Source organism: Geodermatophilus sp. Leaf369 (genome assembly GCF_001424455.1).
GTDB lineage: Bacteria > Actinomycetota > Actinomycetes > Mycobacteriales > Geodermatophilaceae > Klenkia.
Map to the genome: position 1 here is coordinate 1,244,446 of NZ_LMQA01000001.1, position 17,112 is coordinate 1,261,557.

16 protein-coding genes are annotated in these 17,112 nt (G+C 76.0%); 8 read left to right on the forward strand and 8 right to left on the reverse strand.

Annotation, left to right across the window (positions count from 1 at the left end):
* Positions 1 to 125: 125 nt before the first annotated feature.
* From ASG36_RS06185 to ssd, 4 genes are read right to left on the reverse strand one after another with little or no spacing between them, the layout of a single operon-like run.
* On the reverse strand, positions 126 to 836 hold the full coding sequence (locus ASG36_RS06185; RefSeq protein WP_055760757.1) for a type II secretion system F family protein: 711 nt from the start codon (positions 834 to 836) through the stop codon (positions 126 to 128).
* Positions 833 to 1,606, reverse strand: a complete 774-nt coding sequence (locus ASG36_RS06190) for a type II secretion system F family protein (protein WP_082522819.1) — start codon at positions 1,604 to 1,606, stop codon at positions 833 to 835. Before ASG36_RS06190 ends, ASG36_RS06185 begins: the two co-directional genes overlap by 4 nt.
* Positions 1,603 to 2,745, reverse strand: coding sequence for a TadA family conjugal transfer-associated ATPase (locus tag ASG36_RS06195; protein WP_235494638.1), 1,143 nt, complete (start codon positions 2,743 to 2,745; stop codon positions 1,603 to 1,605). The genes ASG36_RS06190 and ASG36_RS06195 overlap by 4 nt, the downstream gene beginning before the upstream one ends.
* On the reverse strand, positions 2,738 to 3,814 hold the full coding sequence (ssd, locus tag ASG36_RS06200) for a septum site-determining protein Ssd (RefSeq protein ID WP_055760760.1): 1,077 nt from the start codon (positions 3,812 to 3,814) through the stop codon (positions 2,738 to 2,740). The genes ASG36_RS06195 and ssd overlap by 8 nt, the downstream gene beginning before the upstream one ends.
* A 124-nt stretch (positions 3,815 to 3,938) precedes the next feature.
* Here ssd and ASG36_RS06205 point away from each other — a divergent pair, with 124 nt between their 5' ends.
* Genes ASG36_RS06205 through argG form a run of 4 tightly spaced genes read left to right on the forward strand, consistent with a single transcriptional unit; the run spans position 3,939 to position 8,064 of the window.
* A complete protein-coding gene (locus ASG36_RS06205; RefSeq protein ID WP_055760764.1) occupies positions 3,939 to 4,784 on the forward strand; it encodes an HAD family phosphatase in 846 nt (281 codons plus the stop codon).
* 52 nt (positions 4,785 to 4,836) lie between these two features.
* Positions 4,837 to 5,976, forward strand: a complete 1,140-nt coding sequence (gene macS, locus ASG36_RS06210) for a MacS family sensor histidine kinase (RefSeq protein WP_055760767.1) — start codon at positions 4,837 to 4,839, stop codon at positions 5,974 to 5,976.
* The gene (locus ASG36_RS06215; RefSeq protein ID WP_055760770.1) at positions 5,973 to 6,611 is read left to right on the forward strand and encodes a response regulator transcription factor; all 639 of its coding nucleotides are present in this window, start codon (positions 5,973 to 5,975) and stop codon (positions 6,609 to 6,611) included. The genes macS and ASG36_RS06215 overlap by 4 nt, the downstream gene beginning before the upstream one ends.
* 37 nt (positions 6,612 to 6,648) lie before the next feature.
* Entirely contained in the window at positions 6,649 to 8,064 is a 1,416-nt protein-coding gene (gene argG, locus ASG36_RS06220; RefSeq protein ID WP_055760774.1) for an argininosuccinate synthase, read from the forward strand.
* Here argG and ASG36_RS06225 read toward each other — a convergent pair.
* Positions 8,061 to 9,029, reverse strand: a complete 969-nt coding sequence (locus ASG36_RS06225) for an aldo/keto reductase (protein ID WP_055760777.1) — start codon at positions 9,027 to 9,029, stop codon at positions 8,061 to 8,063. The genes argG and ASG36_RS06225 overlap by 4 nt on opposite strands.
* 205 nt (positions 9,030 to 9,234) lie before the next feature.
* Here ASG36_RS06225 and ASG36_RS06230 point away from each other — a divergent pair, with 205 nt between their 5' ends.
* Positions 9,235 to 10,176 carry a DUF559 domain-containing protein gene (locus ASG36_RS06230; RefSeq protein ID WP_082522820.1) on the forward strand — a complete coding sequence of 314 codons (942 nt, stop codon included), beginning with the start codon at positions 9,235 to 9,237 and terminating at the stop codon, positions 10,174 to 10,176.
* A gap of 56 nt (positions 10,177 to 10,232) precedes the next feature.
* Here ASG36_RS06230 and ASG36_RS06235 read toward each other — a convergent pair whose 3' ends face one another.
* Positions 10,233 to 11,060, reverse strand: a complete 828-nt coding sequence (locus tag ASG36_RS06235; protein ID WP_235494639.1) for an oxidoreductase — start codon at positions 11,058 to 11,060, stop codon at positions 10,233 to 10,235.
* A gap of 46 nt (positions 11,061 to 11,106) precedes the next feature.
* Between ASG36_RS06235 and ASG36_RS06240 the strand changes: the two genes are divergently transcribed.
* The 3 genes from ASG36_RS06240 to ASG36_RS06250 are packed head-to-tail and all read left to right on the forward strand — an operon-like array spanning position 11,107 to position 12,901.
* Entirely contained in the window at positions 11,107 to 11,643 is a 537-nt protein-coding gene (locus ASG36_RS06240; protein ID WP_055760783.1) for a histidine phosphatase family protein, read from the forward strand.
* Positions 11,640 to 12,161: a bifunctional adenosylcobinamide kinase/adenosylcobinamide-phosphate guanylyltransferase gene (gene cobU, locus ASG36_RS06245; RefSeq protein ID WP_055760786.1), complete on the forward strand. Its 522-nt coding sequence runs from the start codon at positions 11,640 to 11,642 to the stop codon at positions 12,159 to 12,161. Before ASG36_RS06240 ends, cobU begins: the two co-directional genes overlap by 4 nt.
* The gene (locus ASG36_RS06250; RefSeq protein WP_055760789.1) at positions 12,158 to 12,901 is read left to right on the forward strand and encodes an adenosylcobinamide-GDP ribazoletransferase; all 744 of its coding nucleotides are present in this window, start codon (positions 12,158 to 12,160) and stop codon (positions 12,899 to 12,901) included. Before cobU ends, ASG36_RS06250 begins: the two co-directional genes overlap by 4 nt.
* Positions 12,902 to 12,903: 2 nt before the next feature.
* Here the strand turns inward: ASG36_RS06250 and ASG36_RS06255 are convergent, their stop codons facing one another.
* Positions 12,904 to 13,440, reverse strand: coding sequence for an FKBP-type peptidyl-prolyl cis-trans isomerase (locus tag ASG36_RS06255; protein ID WP_235494641.1), 537 nt, complete (start codon positions 13,438 to 13,440; stop codon positions 12,904 to 12,906).
* Positions 13,437 to 17,087, reverse strand: coding sequence for a cobaltochelatase subunit CobN (gene cobN / locus ASG36_RS06260; protein ID WP_055760792.1), 3,651 nt, complete (start codon positions 17,085 to 17,087; stop codon positions 13,437 to 13,439). Before cobN ends, ASG36_RS06255 begins: the two co-directional genes overlap by 4 nt.
* Positions 17,088 to 17,112: the final 25 nt, after the last annotated feature.

Here is a 17,112-nt window from a genome sequence, read left to right on the forward strand (position 1 = left end):
GGGTCCGTCCGTCGGACCCGTCCCGAGACTCCGGCGGCGTGGCCCCGGGCAGGCCCCGTCCCCGCGATCTGTGGACAGCCACCCCGGTTGGGGACGGCGGCCGGCACACCGGGCCCGGTCCGTGCTCACCCAAAGACGTCCGCGGCGATGCCGAGCACGAGCGGGGCGACGCCGAGGCAGAGGAACGCGGGCAGGAAGCACAGCCCCAGGGGCGCCAGCACCCACACCCCGGCGCGCTGCACCGCGGCCGCGGTGTCGGCCCGCTCGGTGACCCGGGCGTCGTCGGCGAGCCGGCGCAGCGCGGGCACCACCGCCGATCCGGACTCCCCGGCCCGCACCACCGTGCGGGCCAGGACAGCGGCGGTCGGGGGCACGTCGGACCAGGCGGCTCGTGGGGAGGCGCCGAGCCGGAAGCGGGCGGCGACGGTCTGCATCGCCGTGCCCAGCGGTCCGCCCAGGGCGGTGCCGACCGCGCCCACCGCGCCCGCGACCGGGGTCCCGCCGGCCAGACAGACCGCGAGCAGCTCGCAGGCCACCGGGAGGTCGGCCCGCACGGGGCCCGCCGGGTCGGGCGGGGCTCCGGCGCGGCGGGTGACCCGCTCGACGCCGACCGCCACGCCCACGGCGCACAGCAGCGAACCGGGTCCGAGCCCCACGAGCAGCGGGACGACGAGCCCGGCCAGGGCGGCGACCGCCCACCGGCGCACCGCGCCCGGGGGTGCGTCCTCCTGTGACCCCGCCGGCTGCCGGCTCCCGAGCCGCTCACCGGCCATCCCGACCGGCCGCGGCCACGCGAGCAGGGCGACGGCGAGCAGGGCGAGCGCCGGGCCGGTCACCGGGCTGCTGCCCGGCGCACCAGCCGGGCCGTCCAGGACAGACCGAGGGCCTCCAGGCCGACGCCCCCGACGAGCAGCGCCGTGCCGACCGGGGTGCCGGTCAGCACCTGCCACGGGTCCGCTCCCACACCGGCGCCCATCAGCAGCCCGAGCACCGGCAGCCCGGCCAACACCACCCCCGAGGCCCGTGGCCCGGAGACCGCCGCCCGCAGTTCGGCCTGGGTGCGCAGCCGGGCCCGCACGTCGTCCTCGGCGGCGGCCACGACCGCCGCCAGCGAGCAGCCGGTGCGGGCGCTCACGGTCACCGCCGCAGCCAGTCGGGCCAGCGCCCCGCCCTCGCCGGGTTCCGCGGTGCCGGTGCACAGCACCGGGCCGAGGGCTGCGGCGACGGCCGGGTGCGGGCAGCCCCCGACCGCGGTCGTGGTGGCGTCCGCCAGCGGTCGGCCGGCCCGGAGCTCGGCGGCGAGCACCCCGAGCGCCTCGGCCAGGGCCCGGTCGCGGGCCTCGGTGTCCCGCTCGGCGGCCCGCCGTCGCCAGGCCCGGACCCCCGCGACGGCCGCGCCGCCGACCAGGGCAGCGACGACCGGGGTCGAGAACAGCGCCGCGGTCGTCACGGCCGCACCGACGACGAGGACCGCCACGGGCAGCACGGTCGGGGGACCGGGACGGCCCCGGGGCTGGAGCCTGCGGGCGCGGCGCACGAGCGGGTCCGAGCCACGGGGCCACGTCACGACCGCCGCACCCAGCAGGCCCAGCACGACGGCGCTCACGCGCGCACCCCGAGCAGGGCCGCCAGCTCCGCCCCCGCCGGTGCCTCAGCACCGTCCGCGCGCCACCCGGACACGACCTCGATCAGCTCGCCGCGCCGGCGCACGACGCCCAGCTCCTCGACCCGGCGGCCCCCGGCTGCGCGGCGCAGGTGCACCACGACCGACAGCGCCGCCGCGGCCTGGCTGTGCACCGCCGCCCGGTCCAGGCCGGCGGCCACGCCGAGGGCCTCGAGCCGGGCAGGCACCTCGGCGGCCCGGTTGACGTGCAGCGTGCCGCAGCCACCGTCGTGCCCGGTGTTGAGCGCGGCCAGCAGGTCGACCACCTCTGCCCCGCGCACCTCCCCCACCACGAGCCGGTCCGGGCGCATCCGCAGGGCCTGCCGGACCAGGTCGCGCAGCGTCACCGCGCCGACGGACTCCACGTTGGGCGGCCGGGTGAGCAGCCGGACCACGTGCGGGTGCTGGGGGTCGAGCTCCGCGGCGTCCTCGCAGACGAGCACCCGCTCGGCAGGCGGGACCAGACCCAGCAGCGCCGAGAGGAGGGTGGTCTTGCCCGTCCCGGTGCCGCCGGTGACCAGGAACGCGCAGCGCCGGGCGACCAGGGCGCGCAGCAGGTGCTCGGCCGCACCGGGCAGGGCACCGGCCGCGGCCAGGTCGGTGAGGTCCAGCCGGGCCCGGCGGAGCACCCGCAGCGACAGGCAGGTGCCCGATCCGGACACCGGTGGCAGCACCGCGTGCAGCCGGGTGCCGTCGGGCAGCCCGACGTCGGCCCAGGGGGCGGCGTCGTCCAGCCGCCGCCCGGCCGAGGCCGCGAGCCGCACCGCCAGCCGACGCACCGCCTCGTCGTCGGCAAACCGGACACCGGTCTCCTCCAGCCCCGCCCCGCGGTCGACCCACACCCGGTCCGCGCCGACCACCAGCACGTCGGTCACCCCGGGCAGTCGCAGCAGCGGCTCGAGCACCCCTGCCCCGGACAGCTCGTCGACGGTGGCCCGGACGGCGTCGAGCACGTCGCCGTCCCCCACCAGCCCGCCGGCCTCCTGCCGGACGAGCGCGGCGACGGCCGCCTGGCTCGTCATCGCGGGGTCCGCCGCCAGCCGGGCCCGGACCCGGTCGACCAGGGGCGTCGACTCACGCACGGGCGGTCTCCCGGGCCCGCAGTCGGGCCAGCAGCTGCCGCGACACCTGGCCCAGCGGAGCGCGCGCACCGGTCAGCGGCGGTTCGCCGCGTTCGCCCCGGGCGACGGCGGACCGGTCGTGGCCGAGCTCGGCGACCACCGGCCGGCCCAGCACCGACCCCACCTCGGCCGACGGCACCCCGCCGGGGACGGCCCGGGTGACCACCAGGGCACGGCCCCAGGCCGGACCGGACACCAAGCTGCCGGCGACCGCGAGGGCCCTGACCCGCGACGGCACCACCAGCACCGCCACGTCGGCCTCGGGCAGCACCGCCTCGGCCAGCTGGGGCTCGGCGCGGGTGGGCAGGTCGACCACCACCGGGTGCCCGTCGGCCCGCGCCGCGGCGACCACGGCGGCCAGCACCTCGGGGACCACCGGGGACGGGGCGTCCCGACTCGGGGCCAGCACGCGGACCCGGTGCGCCTCGGGCAGCGCGGCCACCACCTGCTCCCCGGCCACGCGTCCGCGCAGCCCGGCCAGGTCGGGCCACCGCAGGCCGGAGACCCACTCCGCCCCCAGCAGCAGGTCCAGGCCGCCACCGGTGCCGTCGGCGTCCACCAGCAACGGGGCGCGGGTGCCGCCCAGGGTGAGTGCGAGGGCGGTCGCCAGCGTGCTGGCCCCGGCGCCGCCGCAACAGCCCCCCACCACGACGAGCGCCCCGGGCTCCACGGGGTCGCGCACGGCCGACGCGGCCCGCTCCACCAGCCAGCCCTCGTCGCGGGGCAGCACCACCACCCGCTCGGCGCCGACGCCGAAGGCGGCCTCGAACCCCTCCCCCGACAGCTCCGTGCGGGTCGCGACCACCACGCCCGGACGGCGTGGGAGAGCCCGGACCGCGGGGCTGGTCAGCACGTCGGCGCCCAGCACGACGAGCGGCGCGCCCCGGTGGGCCCGGCGCAGCGCCCCCGAGCCGTGGGTCAGCTCCGGGGTCGTGCCGGCGGCGGCGAGCAGCCGGAGCAGCTCGTCGACGAGCTGGTCGTCGGAGCTGACCACCAGGGGTCGGGGCAGGTCGGGGGTGTGTTCGTCCACGGGTCGAGTCAGCCGCGGGGACCCGGCGCCGGGAAGACGTCCGGCGCATCTGTGGACGACCCCTCCGGGTGTGGACGACGGCGCGCCGGGTGCCCCCGGGGTGTGCTGGCCCTAGCCTCGCGCCATGACCGGCGAGGTGGGACGCGCAGCGGCGTTCTTCGACCTGGACAAGACGGTGATCGCGAAGTCCAGCGCGCTGGCCTTCGGCCGGCCGTTCTTCGAGGGCGGCCTGATGAACCGCCGCACCGTGCTGAAGGGCGCCTACGCCCAGTTCGTGTTCTCCCTGGCCGGTGCGGACGCCGCGCAGATGGACCGGATGCGCGACCAGATCACCGCGATGTGCACCGGGTGGGACGTCGGCGTCGTGCACGACATCGTCCGGGAGACCCTGCACTCGATCGTCGACCCGCTGGTCTACGCCGAGGCCGCCGACCTGATCGAGGCCCACCGGGCCGCCGGCCGGGAGGTGGTCATCGTGTCCAGCAGCGGGTCCGAGGTGGTCACCCCTATCGGGGAGATGCTCGGCGTCGACCGGGTCGTCGCCACCCGGATGGTCGTGGTGGACGGCCGGTACACCGGGGAGATCGAGTACTACGCCTACGGGGAGAACAAGGCCGCCGCGATGCGCGAGGTGGCCGCCGAGATGGGCTACGACCTGGCCGACTGCCACGCCTACTCCGACTCCGTCACCGACCTCCCGATGCTCGCCGCCGTGGGCCACCCGACCGCGGTCAACCCCGACCGGGGCCTGCGGAGGGCCGCGGCCGAGCGGGGCTGGCCGGTGCTGGAGTTCGCCCGCCCGGTGCCGCTGAGCGCCCGGTCCGCCCAGCGCCGCGCGCCCCTGGTCACCGGCGCCGCGGTCGGCGTCGGCGCCGCCGTCGTCGGGCTCGCCTGGTACGCCCGGCGGCGGGCCCTGCGGCTGCTGGAGGAAGCCCCCCAGCACCGGCGACGGCCCCGCGCCCGCGCGTGACCGCTGTCCACAGGCCCGCCCGGCGGACGCCCCGGCCTGGCACCATCCCGGCATGACCGCCCCCGCGAGCACCCGCCGCCGGGACCTGCTCGCCCCGCTGTGGCGGGCGGTCGTGGTCTTCCGGCCGCTGGCGTGGGTGGTCGCCGTGGTCGGGTTCGTGGGCGGGCGGGAGGAGTACCCCGGCCTCCTGGCCCCGGTGCTCCTGCTGGCCGCGATGGCGGTGTGGACGGTGGTCGTCACCGTCGCCTACTCCCGGGCCGAGGGGCGACGCACCCGCACCGCGCTGGTCGACCTGGCGGTGACCCTGGCCCTGCTGGCCGCCGTGCTCACCACGCAGAGCCGGGACGCCCTGGCCGCCGACGCCCCCATCCTCACCTCGCTGTGGGTGGCCGGTCCCGCCTACGCCCTGGCGGTGGCCCGGGGCCGGGACGGCGGGCTGGCCGGCGGCGTCGTCGTCTGGGCCGCGGTGTCCGCCGTTCGCGGCCGGGTCGGGGACGAGGAGCTGTTCAACCTGGTGCTCTTCGCGCTGTCCGCGGTGCTGCTGGGGTACGCAGCGACCACCACCCGGGCGGCGACCCTGGCGGTGCAGCAGGCCGCGGCGACCGCCGCCGCGGCCGCGGAGCGGGAGCGGCTGGGCCGCGCGGTGCACGACGGGGTGCTGCAGGTGCTCGCCGCCGTCCGCCGCCGGGGTGAGGAGCTCGGCGGGGACGCCGCGGACCTCGCCCGGCTGGCCGCCGAGCAGGAGGTCGCCCTGCGCGGGCTGCTCTCCTCCGCTCCCTCGGCCCGGGACGGCGGCGTGGCTGACCTGGGGGCCGCACTGCGCCTGCTGTCCACCCCCGACGTCGAGGTCTCCTCGCCGGCCGAGCCGGTGCTGCTGCCCGCCCCGGTGGCCGACGAGCTGACCGCGGCGGTGCGCGAGGCGCTCGCCAACACCTCCGAGCACGCACCGGCCGCCCGGGCCTGGGTCAGCGTCGAGCCCGAGGACGACGTGGTGCTCGTGGTCGTCCGGGACGACGGGCCGGGCATCCCCGACGGTCGCCTGCCCGCGGCCGTCGCGGCCGGGCACCACGGCGTGCGGTCCTCGATCTGCGGCAGGCTGGCCGACCTGGGCGGCACCGCGCAGCTGCACACCGGGCCGGGCCAGGGCACCGAGTGGGAACTGACCGTGCCGAGAGAGGGAGCCACCCGATGACGACGGTGATGGTGGTCGACGACCACCCGATGTGGCGCGAGGCGGTCGAACGCGACCTGACAGCACGTGGGTTCGAGGTGCTGGCGACCGCCGGGGACGTCGGGGCCGCCGTCCGCCGGGCGCTCGCCGTCCGGCCGGACGTGGTGGTGATGGACCTGCAGCTGGGCGAGGGGTCCGGGGTGGACGCCACCCGCGACGTCGTGGCCGCGCTGCCGGCCACCCGGGTGCTGGTGCTCTCGGCCAGCGCCGAGCAGGTCGACGTCCTCGAGGCGGTGAAGGCCGGCGCGTCGGGCTACCTGGTCAAGTCCTCCTCCGCCGACGAGCTGGCCGACGCCGTCACCCGCACGGCCGCCGGCGACGCGGTCTTCTCCGCGGGCCTCGCCGGTCTGCTGCTCGGTGAGTACCGGCGGCTGCGCTCGGGTCCCGACGACGGCGCCCCGCGGCTGACCGACCGGGAGACCGAGGTGCTCAAGCTGGTCAGCCGGGGGTTGTCGGCCCGACAGATCGCCGAGCGGCTGGTGCTCTCGCACCGCACGGTGGAGAACCACGTGCAGAACACGCTGCGCAAGCTGCAGCTGCACAACCGGGTCGAGCTCACCCGGTACGCCATCGAGCAGGGCCTCACCGACCCCTGACTCTGCATAGTGATGCAGTGTGGTGCATGATGTTCCGGTGTCCAAGGTACTGACCTCCCTGCCCGTCGGCGAACGTGTCGGCATCGCCTTCTCCGGAGGCCTCGACACCTCCGTGGCCGTCGCGTGGATGCGCGACAAGGGCGCGGTGCCCTGCACCTACACCGCCGACATCGGCCAGGCCGACGAGCCCGACATCGGGTCGGTCCCCGGTCGGGCCACCAGCTACGGCGCCGAGGTCGCCCGGCTCGTCGACTGCCGGGCCGCGCTGGTCGAGGAGGGTCTGGCCGCGCTGACCTGCGGCGCCTTCCACATCAAGTCCGGCGGCCGCACCTACTTCAACACCACCCCGCTCGGCCGCGCCGTCACCGGCACCCTGCTGGTGCGCGCGATGCTCGAGGACGGCGTCCAGATCTGGGGCGACGGCTCGACCTTCAAGGGCAACGACATCGAGCGGTTCTACCGGTACGGCCTGCTGGCCAACCCCGAGCTGCGCATCTACAAGCCCTGGCTGGACGCCGCGTTCGTCACCGAGCTGGGCGGCCGCACCGAGATGAGCGAGTGGCTCGTCGCGCACGACCTGCCCTACCGGGACAGCACGGAGAAGGCGTACTCCACCGACGCCAACATCTGGGGCGCCACCCACGAGGCGAAGTCGCTGGAGCACCTCGACGTGTCGCTGGAGGCCGTGCAGCCGATCATGGGCGTCCGGTTCTGGGACCCCGAGGTCGAGATCGCCACCGAGGACGTCACCGTGGGCTTCGAGCAGGGCCGCCCGGTGACGATCAACGGCGCCCGCTTCGACTCCGACGTCGACCTCGTGCTGGAGGCCAACGCCATCGGCGGCCGGCACGGCCTGGGCATGAGCGACCAGATCGAGAACCGGATCATCGAGGCCAAGAGCCGCGGGGTCTACGAGGCCCCGGGCATGGCCCTGCTGCACGTGGCCTACGAGCGGCTGGTCAACGCCATCCACAACGAGGACACCCTCGCCACCTACCACCGCGAGGGTCGCCGCCTCGGCCGGCTCATGTACGAGGGCCGCTGGCTGGACCCGCAGGCGCTGATGGTCCGCGAGTCGCTGCAGCGCTGGGTGGGTGCCGCCGTCACCGGTGAGGTCACCCTGCGGCTGCGGCGCGGCGAGGACTTCTCGATCCTCGACACCACCGGCCCGGCGTTCAGCTACCACCCGGACAAGCTGTCGATGGAGCGCACCACGGACTCCGCGTTCGGCCCGGTCGACCGGATCGGCCAGCTGACCATGCGCAACCTGGACATCGCCGACTCCCGCGCCAAGCTCGAGCAGTACGCCGGGCTGGGCATGGTCGGCGGCGCCCAGACCGCGCTGGTCGGGGACATGGCCGCCGGTGGCGCCCAGGCGATCGCCTCCCGCGGCACGGTCTCCGCCGACGAGGAGATGCTCGACCGGGCGGCCATGGAGTCCGGCTCGGACTAACGCCCGAGCTTCTCCCGCACCCGCTCGACCAGCGTGGGGACGACGCCCTGCGGGGTGAAGGCGCGGGCCGCGGCGGTGAGCGCGGCCTGCTCGTCGGCGGCGAGGTCGAGGTCGGCCGCGGCCACGTTGAACTCCAGCTGCTCCACGCTGGAGGCCCCCGGGATCGCCACGACCTGCGGCAGCCCCAGCAGCCAGGCCAGCGCGGCCTGCGCGGGCTTCACGTCGTGGGCGTCGGCGACCTCGCGGAGCACGGCCAGCAGCGGCTCGATGCGCCGCAGGTTCTCCGTGCCGAACAGCGGGTTCATCGCCCGCACCCCGCCGGGGCGGTGGTCGACGCCGTACTTCCCGCCGAGCAGGCCCTGGGCGAGCGGGCTGTAGGCCATCACGATCCGGTTCTCGCGCTCGGCGAAGGGCACCAGGTCCTCGAGCGGGCCCGCGGTCGCCAGGGAGAACTGCACCTGGTTGCTGACCACCGGGCGACCCAGCGCGGTGTCCGCGGCGCGCCAGCGGTCCAGCGAGTAGTTCGAGACGCCGACGGCGCCGATCTTCCCGGCGTCCAGCAGTTCGCCCATGCCCTGCATGACGATCGAGTCGGGGACGACGGGGTTGGCCTGGTGCACCTGGTACAGCGGGATCTTCCCCAGCTGCAGGCGCTTCGCCGAGCCCTCGAACCGGTTGCGGACGATCGGCGCGAACGGCGCGACGGGGAAGACCTTGCTGGCGACGACGACGTCCGCGCGCTCGTCCCCGAGGGCCTCGGTGAGGATCCGCTCGCTCGTGCCGAACCCGTAGACCTCCGCGGTGTCGAAGAGGGTCACGCCCAGCTCGCGGGCCCGCCGGACGATCGCCCCGGCACCACCCCCGGCGTAGTCCGAGCCGTAGCCCCACTCACGGGACCCGAACTGCCAGGTGCCCAGCCCGATCCGGCTGACCGGACCCAATCCGTCGACCTCGATGAAGCGCATGTTCGCTCCGTGCCCCGCAGTCCGCACACCCACTCCTCCCCGGGATTGCGCCGACGCACCGACTGCGGAGGGAAACCGCTCGGAGACGGCCGATGACCTGTGTGGTTCCGCATTCGCGACCACGACGCCCGGGCTGTGGACAAGATCATCGCGGATCCGTCCGGGTCCGGCAGGGTCCCGGGCCGTGTCCCGACCACCTCGTCCCGTGCGCGGGCTCGGGTCCGCTCCCTTCCGCGGCTCCGCTGCCGTCGCCCGGGGTCTGCTGACCCGGCACCAGCTCGCCCACCGGCGGTGGGTGCGGGTCTTCCCCGACGTGTACGTGTCCGCAGACGTCCCCCTCACCCACGAGGTCCGGGTGCGCGCGGCGGTGGTCCTGCTCCCCGGTGCGGTCGTCTGCGGGCGGAGCGCGGCCAGGCTGTGGGGGATCGACGTCGACGGCCCGGCCGGCGACCCCGACGGTGCGGACGTCGAGGTGGTCCTACCCCGCCGCGCCGCGGGTCCCGACGGCGTGCGTCGGTACGCCGGGCAACAACGGGTGCCCGGCATCCGGGTCCGACGTCGAGCCGTCCTCGCCGCGGACCTGGGCGTGGTGGACGGGGTGCGGGTGACCCTCCCGCCGGTCACCGCGCTGGACCTGGCTGGTGAGCTGCCCCACGACGAGGCCGTTGCGGTGCTCGACCAGTTCTGCGCCCAGAACGCCGCCGGCCGGCGGCTCACCACCCTGGTCGCGCTGCGGGGACTGGCCGATGCGCGTACCGGGCGTGGGTGCCGACGTGCCCGCGCCGCCGCCGGGGACGCCGACGGCCTGGCGGGATCACCCAGGGAGACCCAGCTCCGCCTGCTCCTGCACCGCTCCGACCTGCCCCGACCCGAGGCCCAGTACCGCGTCCGGGACGACCGGGGCCGGGAGTGCGCACGCGTGGACTTCGGCTGGCCCGAGCACCGGCTGGCCGTCGAGTACGACGGCCAGGGCCACCTCCGGACGCTGGGCCCGGACCGACGACGGATGAACCGGCTGGCCGATGCGGGGTGGCGGGTCCTCTTCGTGACCGCCGACGACCTCCGCGACCCGGTCCGCCTGGTAGCCGCCATCGCCCGCGCCCTCGGCGTCGAGTGCGGAGTGAGGCCGCCCCATCGGCGCAGGTGACCGGCGTGGCTCCGCACTCGGCGGCCTGGGCCCGCGGCCCACGCTCCGGCGCCGGCTCAGCCGCGCAGCAGCGACTCGCAGATCGCCAGGCCCTCGACGGCACCGAGCTCGGTGGCGCGGGCGCAGTGCACCAGCCAGCCGGCGACGCCGTCCATCGTGCCGGCGGTGTAGCCGTCCAGGGCGGCGGCGTAGGCAGGGGCGCCCAACTCGGCGAAGCCCACCTCGGGCACCGAGACGGCCTTGGGGTCCAGCCCGCGGGCGATCCCGGTGAGCCGGCCGGCGGCCCGGGCGACCACGCCGTTGCCGACGGTGAAGGGCGCGATCGCGGCCAGCTCGCCGTGCACGACGGCGGCGATGAGCACCGCCGGGGCAGTGGTCGCACCGGTGACCAGGGAGAACACCCCGCCCAGCCGTCCTCCGGCCCGCACCTCGGGGCGGCCCAGGTCGGCCGGGGCGGCGAGGTCGGCGGCGGCCAGCACGTGCATCCGGGCGAGCACCTGGCCCGGCGCCCGGTCCCAGGTCTCCACCATCGAACCCAGCGCGACCGACACCCGCAGGGCGCCCTGCAGGGTCGGCTCGCTGACGTCACCGGAGCGCACCTGGGTCAGCGGGACGTCGACGCCCTCCAGCGCGGCCGAGGCCCGGGCGCCACGCAGCGCGGACTCCGAGCTCACCCCGGCGGACTCGCGGCGCAGCACCTTGTGCCCGAGCAGCCGGTCGATCGCGGTGCGGGCGCCGTCGGCGGCGTCCCGGACGCCGGGCAGCTCCAGCAGCGGGGCCAGCGGGTCGGGCCCGGCCGGCCGGGTCGGGCGCGGGGCGGCCCGCCGGACGCCCAGGCCGGAGGCGCCGGGACCGTCCGTCGGGGGCCGCATCGGGATCGTCACGGCGACGACGGTAGCCGCGCCCGCCCGCCACCTAGGCTCCCCCTCGATGACCACGCTCCTGCTCGTCCGGCACGGACAGAGCACCTGGAACGCCAGCGGCCTGATGCAGGGCCAGACGGCGCACGTCCCGCTGACCGAGCTCGGCCACGAGCAGGCCCGCTCCGCCGCCGCGGAGCTGGCGGCGCTGGCCCCCGGCGCGATGGTCTCCAGCGACCTGCGCCGCGCGGTGCAGACCGCCGAGCACTGCATGGCCGCCACCGGTCGCCGGTTCACCACCACCCCGGCGCTGCGCGAGCAGGGCTACGGCGTGCTGGAGGGCCGGCCCTCCCGTGAGTTGTGGGACCTCGTCGACTGGACCGACGTGCACTGGTCGGCCGAGGGCGGGGAGTCCCTGGCCCAGCTGCACGCCCGGGTGGCCGCCTACCTGCAGACGCTGCGTGACGCCCCGCCGGCCGACGTCGTCGCCCTGGTCACCCACGGCGACACCATCCGGGCCGTGCAGGCCGTCGTCGCCGGGGACGGCCCCGAGGCCATGCCGCACGTGACCCCGCACAACGGCACCGTGACCCGGCTCGAACTGTGAGCCGGACGCTGGTCCTCGGCGGCTCCCGGTCGGGGAAGTCCGCCCACGCCGAGCTCCTGCTCGAGGGCCGGGACGACGTCACCTACCTGGCGACGTCGGACCCGCGCCCGGACGACGCCGAGTGGGCCGAGCGCATCGCCGCCCACCGGGCCCGCCGGCCGAGCACCTGGCGCACGAAGGAGACGACGAACCCCGGCGAGCTCGTGCTCCCGGGCACCTACCTGGTCGACTCGATCACCACCTGGGTCACCGCGATGATGGACGCCAGCGGGGTCTGGGACGGCGGTCAACGGGCCACCGACCGGCTCTCCCGCCGGGTCGACGAGCTGCTCGAGGCCTGGGTGATGACCCCGGCGCACGTGGTCGCGGTCAGCGACGAGGTGGGGCTGGGCATCGTGCCGGAGACCCGGTCGGGCCGGCTGTTCCGGGACACCCTGGGCACGGTCAACCAGCGGCTGGCGGCCACCGCCGACGAGGTGTGGTTCGTCGTCGCGGGGCTGCCCCAGCGCCTGCGATGAGGGCGGCGTTCGGCTGGCTGACGGTCCTGCGGGTCGGCGGCAACCCCTCGCCGCGGGGCGTGCTGCCCTGGGCACCGCTGGTCGGGCTGGTGCTCGGCGACCTGGCCTCGCTCACCGGCTGGCTGGGCGCCCGGTACGCCTCGCCCCTGGTCGGCGCGGTGCTCGGGGTGGCGCTGCTGGCCTGGCTGACCCGCGGGCTGCACCTGGACGGGCTGGCTGACACCGCCGACGGGCTGGGCCCGCTGCGCGGTCGGGAACGCGCACTGCAGGTCATGCGGGCCGGCGACGTGGGGCCCTTCGGCGTCGCCACGCTCGTCCTGACGCTGCTGCTGCAGGTGGCGGCACTGGCCCAGCTGTTCACGGTCGAGGGCGGTTGGCTCGCGCTGTGGACCGCCGTCGTCGCGGCCCGGCTGGCGATGGCCCGCACCGGCCTGCCCGGGGTGCCGGTGGCCGAGGGCTCGTCGCTGGGCGCCGCGGTCGCCGGCACCGTCTCCCGGGTGTGGCTGGCCGGCTGCACCGTCGTCGCGGTGGCCTGCGTGCTGGCCACCGCGACGTGGCTGGGCGACGTCGCGCAGGGGGCCCGCCTGGTGGCCGCCGGCGTGCTCGGCCTGGCCGCCGGCGAGCTGCTGCACCGCCGGGCCCGCGCCCGGCTCGGCGGGGTGAACGGCGACGTGATGGGCGCCGCCGGCGAGGTGACGACGGCGGCGACCCTGCTGGCCGCCGCCGTCCTGCTGGGCTGAGGTCAGCCCACCGACACCAGGTCGACGACGAAGACCAGCGTCGCCCCGCCGGGGATCGGCCCCTGGCCGGCCGGGCCGTAGCCCAGGTCGCTGGGGATGGTGACGTAGCGGCGACCACCCACGGCCATCCCGAGGGTGCCCTCGTCGAAGCCCTCGATCACCTGGCCGCCACCGGCGGTGAAGGGCAGCGTCTCGGTGTCCCCCCGGCTCCAGGAGGAGTCGAACTGCTCGCCGGTGTCGTAGAAGGCCCCCACGTACTTGACCTCGACCGGGTCGCCCTGCTCGGCGACCGCGCCGTCGCCGACCACCACGTCGCTGACCACCAGCCCGCACGGCGGCAGGCCGTCCGAGGCCGGCACCTCGGGGGCCACGGCCAGGTCGGTGGACACCGACGACGGTGCCTCCGCCGTCGCGGGGACGCTCTCGCAGGTCGCGGTCGGCTCGGCGGAGGCCTCCGGCTCGGGGTCCGAGCCGCAGGCGGTGAGCACCAGCGCGGCGGCGGAGAGGGTGGTCAGGAGCAGGGTGGGACGGCGGGTCACGGGGTCCTCTCGGGGGTGGGCTGGGTGGAGGTCTGCGCGGGGGTCTCCCCGCCCTCGATGTCGCCCTCGGTGTCCAGGTAGGCCTGCTTGAGGTCGGCCATCAGCTGCGGGTCGGGCTCGGCCCACAGCCCGCGGTCGGCGGCCTCGAGCAGCCGCTCGGCGATGCCGTGCAGCGCCCAGGGGTTGGACTCCTCCATGAACGCCCGGTTCTCCGGGTCGAGCACGTAGGTCTGGGTGAGCTTCTCGTACATCCAGTCGGCGACGACGCCGGTGGTGGCGTCGTAGCCGAACAGGTAGTCCACGGTGGCGGCCATCTCGAAGGCGCCCTTGTAGCCGTGCCGGCGCATCGCGGCCAGCCACTTGGGGTTGACCACCCGGGCGCGGAACACCCGGGAGGTCTCCTCGACCAGCGAGCGGGTGCGCACGTGCTCGGGCCGGGTCGAGTCCCCGACGTAGGCCTTGGGCGAACTGCCGGTCAGCGCGCGGACGGTCGCGACCATCCCGCCGTGGTACTGGAAGTAGTCGTCGGAGTCGGCGATGTCGTGCTCGCGGGTGTCGATGTTCTTCGCCGCGACCGCGATCCGCCGGTAGGAGGTCTCCATGTCCGACCGGGCGGCGACGCCGTCCAGGTCCCGGCCGTAGGCGTAGCCGCCCCACACCGCGTAGACCTCGGCCAGGTCGGCGTCGGTGCGCCAGTCCCGACTGTCGATCAGCGACAGCAGACCGGCGCCGTAGGCCCCGGGCTTGGAGCCGAACACCCGGGTGGTGGCCCGACGGCGGTCCCCGTGCTCGGCCACGTCGGCGTCCACGTGCGCCTTGACGAAGTTCTGCTCGGGCGTCTCGTCCAGGCCCGCGGCCAGGGTCACCGCGTCGTCCAGCATCGTGACGACGTGCGGGAACGCGTCCCGGAAGAACCCGGAGATGCGCACGGTGACGTCGATCCGCGGGCGCTCCAGCTCGGCCAGCGGGATGGCCTCGAGCGTGGTGACCCGGCGGGACGCCTCGTCCCAGACCGGCCGGACGCCGAGCAGCGCGAGCACCTGGGCGACGTCGTCGCCGGAGGTGCGCATCGCCGAGGTGCCCCACACCGAGAGCCCGACCGAACGCGGGTGCTCCCCGGTCTCGCTGACGTACCGCTCGACCAGGGACTCGGCCAGGCCCTGACCGGTCTCCCAGGCCAGCCGGGAGGGGACGGCGCGGGGGTCGACGGAGTAGAAGTTCCGCCCGGTCGGCAGCACGTTGACCAGGCCGCGCAGCGGCGAGCCCGACGGCCCCGCCGGCACGTAGCCGCCCTCGAGGGCGTGCAGCGCCATGTCCAGCTCGTCGGTGGTCTTGGCCAGCCGGGGCACGACCTCCTCCACGGCGAAGCGCAGCACCCGCTCGACGTCGGCGTGCGGCTCGCCCAGCACGGCCTCGATCACGGTGGGGACGGCGGCCGACGTCCAGCCGGCCTCCTCCATCCCGGTGACCAGGGCCAGCGCGCGGGCCTCGACGTCGTCGGTCTCGTGGAGCCCGGCCGAGCCGTCCTCGACCAGACCCAGCGCCTCACGCAGGCCCGGCATGGCGACCGAGCCGCCCCAGATCTGGCGGGCCCGCAGGATCGCCAGCACCAGCCCGACCCGGGCGTCGCCCTCGGGCGGGGAGCCGAACACGTGCAGCCCGTCGCGGATCTGGCTGTCCTTGATCGCGCACAGCCAGCCGTCGACGTTGAGGATCATCTCGTCGAACTCGGCGTCGTGCGGGCGGTCGTCCAGGCCGAGGTCGTGGTCGAGCTTGGCGGCCTGGATGAGCGTCCAGATCTGCTGCCGGACGGCGGGCAGCTTCGGCGGGTCCATCGCGGCGATGTTGGCGTGCTCGTCGAGCAACTGCTCCAGCCGGGCGATGTCGCCGTAGGTGTCCGCGCGGGCCATCGGCGGCACCATGTGGTCGACCAGCACGGCGTGCGCACGGCGCTTGGCCTGGCTGCCCTCGCCGGGGTCGTTGACCAGGAACGGGTAGACCATCGGCAGGTCGCCCAGGGCGGCGTCGGGGGCGCAGGCCGCGGACAGCCCGACGGTCTTGCCCGGCATCCACTCCAGGTTGCCGTGCTTGCCCACGTGCACCACCGCGTGCGCGCCGAACGAGGTGCGCAGCCAGTGGTAGGCGGCCAGGTAGTGGTGGGAGGGCGGCAGGTCGGGGTCGTGGTAGATCGCGATCGGGTTCTCCCCGAACCCGCGGGGCGGCTGGACCATCACCACGAGGTTGCCGGCGCGCAGCGCGGCGAAGACGATCTCGCCGTCGGGGTCGTGGCTGCGGTCGACGAACAGCTCCCCGGGCGGCGGGCCCCAGTGCTCGACCATCCGGTCGGTGAGCTCGGCGGGCAGCGTGTCGAAGAAGGCGCGGTAGTCCGCCGCGGCGATGCGCACCGGGTTGCCGCTGAGCTGCTCCTCGGTGAGCCAGTCGGGGTCCTGCCCGCCGGCGGCGATGAGGGCGTGCACGAGGGCGTCGCCGTCCAGGTCGGCCACGCCGGGCAGGGACCCGGGGCCGTCGAACGGGCCGATGTCGTAGCCCTGGCCGGCCATCGCGGCCAGCAGCCGCACCACCGAGGCGGGGGTGTCCAGGCCGACCGCGTTGCCGATCCGGGAGTGCTTGGTCGGGTAGGCCGACAGCATCACCACGATCTTGCGGTCGGCCGGTGCGGTGTGCCGCAGCCGGGCGTGCGCGACGGCGATGCCGGCGACCCGGGCGCAGCGCTCGAGGTCGGCGACGTAGGAGGTCAGGCCCTCGTCGTCGACCTCCTTGAAGGAGAACGGCACGGTGATGATCCGGCCGTCGAACTCCGGGATCGCGACCTGGTTGCCCACGTCGAGCGGGGACAGCCCGTCGTCGTTGGCCGCCCAGACCTCGCGGGGGGTGCCCAGCACGAGGCCCTGGATCACCGGCACGTCGAGGCGGGCGAGCTCGCCGACGTCCCACGCGCCGTCGTCCCCCCCGGCCTGGGCGGTGGCCGGCTTCGAGCCGCCGGCCGCCAGCACGGTGACCACCAGGGCGTCGCAGGTGCGCAGCACGTCGAGCATCTCGGGGGCGACCGAGCGCAGCGAGGAGCAGTAGACCGGGACCGGGACGGCGCCGGCGGTCTCGATCGCCGCGCTGAGGGAGTGCACGAAGGCGGTGTTGCCGGCCAGGTGGTGCGCCCGGTAGTAGAGGACGGCGACCCGGGGACCGGTGGCCTGGGTCGGCCGGTCGAGCAGTCCCCAGTCCGGCGCCACGGCCGGGGCCTGGAAGCCCTCGCCGTCCAGCAGCACGGTGTCGGCCAGGAAGCGGTGCAGCTGGTCGATGTTGTCCGGCCCGCCCTGCGCGAGGTAGGCGTGCGCCTCGGTGGCCACGCCCATGGGCACCGTGGACAGCTCCATGAGCTCGGCGTCGGGCAGCTGCTCCCCGCCGAGGACGACGACGGGCAGCCCGCTGTCCAGCAGCGGCTGGATCATGTCCTCGTACTTCCGGCGGGCGCCGAGGATCCGGAACACGACGAGGTCGGTGCCGGCGGCGAACTCGGCCAGCTCGCCGGGGCCGACCCGGTAGGGGTTGCCCAGCTTCCAGTCCGAGGCGCCGGCCTTGGCCGAGAGCAGGTCGGTGTCGCCGGTGGAGAGCAGCGTGAAGGTGCGCATGAGGGGTGTCGCCTTCCCCCGGGTC